The following is a 2,380-nucleotide window of genomic DNA, read 5'->3' as shown; positions in this document are numbered from 1 at the left end:
AGGTTTTAATCATTAAAAAAAATTCATACAATTAAACACTTGTCCAAAAGTAAAGGAAGCGATGAAATGCTTACGCAGAATAAAAAGCTCTATGATTTGGCCAATTTTCTATTTCTTTATTTAAATGTTTTTGTGGCATTTGGTTTAATCTATCTCATTTTAGATATCTTTCAATTAGGTCCTCTACTCGACCCCTTCGCCTTGAAAGAACAGCCAAAACTTCTTGCGGAAAAATTAGGGAATGCCTTTCATTTAAGCGGAACTGCATTATTTTTCGAAGACAAAAGCGAGATCGTACCGCGTGGCTGGTCAAGGGCGGTCGCCAATATCGAACAGGCGGTTGGATTTTTACTTCCCGCCTTTATCATGATCAAGTTCAGTCCAGAAGAAAACGAATATCGTTCAAGGAATAAAACCTCACTGCGAAAGTTAATCTTCAAATCGTTTTTTGTTATTGTAGGAGCCCTTTTCGTATCGATAGCACTTGAATTTTTTCTTATTCCGAACCATATCATTGATGGCGGGATCGTTGGCGTATCCATCATTATGTCCTATTTGACAGGTTTGAAGCTGGAGTTCTATTTACTCCTCCTGAATCTTCCCTTTCTCTATCTCGGCTATAAAAAAATCGGGAAAAGATTCGTTGTCACCACCTTATTAGGAATTACTGTTTTATCACTTGGAACACTCGTACTTTATAATGTTCCTGTTCCAACAGGAAATCCATATATAGCGTCCTTATTTGGCGGGATTTGTTTAGGTATCGGTGTTGGAATAGTCATTCGATATGGAGGGTCGCTCGACGGAACAGAAATCTTAGGCATATTGCTGAACCGCAGAACCTCTTTTTCTGTCGGCAAGGTCATTATGTTCATCAATATTTTCGTATTTTCGAGTGCCGGGTTTATATTTGGATGGGATAAAGCCTTGCTGTCATTAGCTGCTTATTACATCGCTTCTAATATGATTGATGTTACTTTAGAGGGCTTTGGCTGAAGTCAGAAAATATTATGGTTAATGCTTGATGAATAAGTTGTTGCTCTCCTCGAAAAAATATATAAGGAAACCTTGTTTTTACACACCAAGTCAATCAGACATGAGGAAAGAGGAGAAATTTTTTTGAAATTCATCTTATTTTTAGCCGCCCTTGCCATAATTTTTTTGATGGCATATTTAGCAAGCAATAATAAAAAAGACATCAAAATAAAACCTGTGATCATCATGCTTATTTTGCAGCTTGCTCTTGCCTTCTTGCTGCTTAACACAGAAGTAGGACTTGTCGTCATCAGAGGAATCTCAAGTTTGTTCGATCGGCTTTTAGCGTATGCTGCGGATGGAATAAACTTCGTCTTTGGCGGGCTTGCCAATGAAGGAGCCATGTCCTTTTTCTTAAACGTATTAATGCCAATCGTTTTTATTTCTGTATTAATTGGGATTGCCCAATATATCAAGGTCCTTCCAATCATTATCCGCTACCTTGGCCTCATCTTAAGCAAAGTAAATGGCCTAGGAAAATTAGAGTCTTATAACGCTGTGGCCTCAGCAGTTTTCGGGCAGTCCGAGGTATTTATCTCGGTAAAAAAACAGCTTGAACATATACCTGAGCACCGCTTGTACACATTGTGCACCTCTGCTATGTCGACAGTCTCGGCCTCGATTCTCGGAGCATACATGACAATGATTGACCCCAAATATGTAATCACTGCGCTTGTTTTGAATTTATTCGGGGGGTTCATGATTGCGAATATCATCAATCCATATGAAGTCTCCGCAGAAGAAGATATCATTGAAATTCAAGAAGAGAAACAAACCTTCTTTGAAATGATTGGTGAATATATTTTAGACGGTTTCAAAGTCGCCATTATCGTCGGGGCAATGTTAATCGGGTTTGTCGCTTTAATAAGCATGATTAACCATATCTTCGCTGCCATTTTCGGAATCAGCTTCCAGCTGGCTTTAGGATACGTATTTGCGCCACTTGCTTTTATTGTTGGGGTACCTTCTTCAGAAGTTGTCGCTGCAGGAACCATCATGGCCACAAAATTATTATCAAATGAATTTGTCGCGATGATGGATTTAGCAAAAATCTCTGATTCATTAACAAGCAAAACCGTTGGGATCATTTCCGTCTTCCTCGTCTCCTTTGCAAACTTTTCATCCATCGGGATCATTACTGGTGCAGTGAAAGGCCTGAACGAAAAGAAAGGAAATCAAGTCGCCAAGTTTGGTCTCAAATTGCTATATGGAGCCACCCTCGTAAGTTTACTGGCAGCAGCTGTAACTGGGGTAATGCTTTAAGATAGATTCTTTTCGCCGACATTGGACACAATTACTGCGAGAACAGCCAAGATATACAATAAGTCCGATACCTCCTTAACCG

General features: G+C 39.4%; 2 protein-coding genes. Both read left to right on the top strand.

Annotation, left to right across the window (positions count from 1 at the left end; genetic code table 11):
- Window positions 1-66: 66 nt before the first annotated feature.
- Entirely contained in the window at window positions 67-996 is a 930-nt protein-coding gene (locus WB217_RS06635; RefSeq protein ID WP_423991825.1) for a YitT family protein, read from the top strand.
- A 123-nt stretch (window positions 997-1,119) separates the two neighbouring features.
- Window positions 1,120-2,298, top strand: coding sequence for a NupC/NupG family nucleoside CNT transporter (locus WB217_RS06630; protein ID WP_423991823.1), 1,179 nt, complete (start codon window positions 1,120-1,122; stop codon window positions 2,296-2,298).
- The last annotated feature ends 82 nt before the right edge of the window (window positions 2,299-2,380 follow it).

Source organism: Mesobacillus sp. (assembly GCF_049588175.1).
GTDB lineage: Bacteria > Bacillota > Bacilli > Bacillales > Cytobacillaceae > Mesobacillus.
This window is presented reverse-complemented; position numbering and strand designations above follow the sequence as displayed.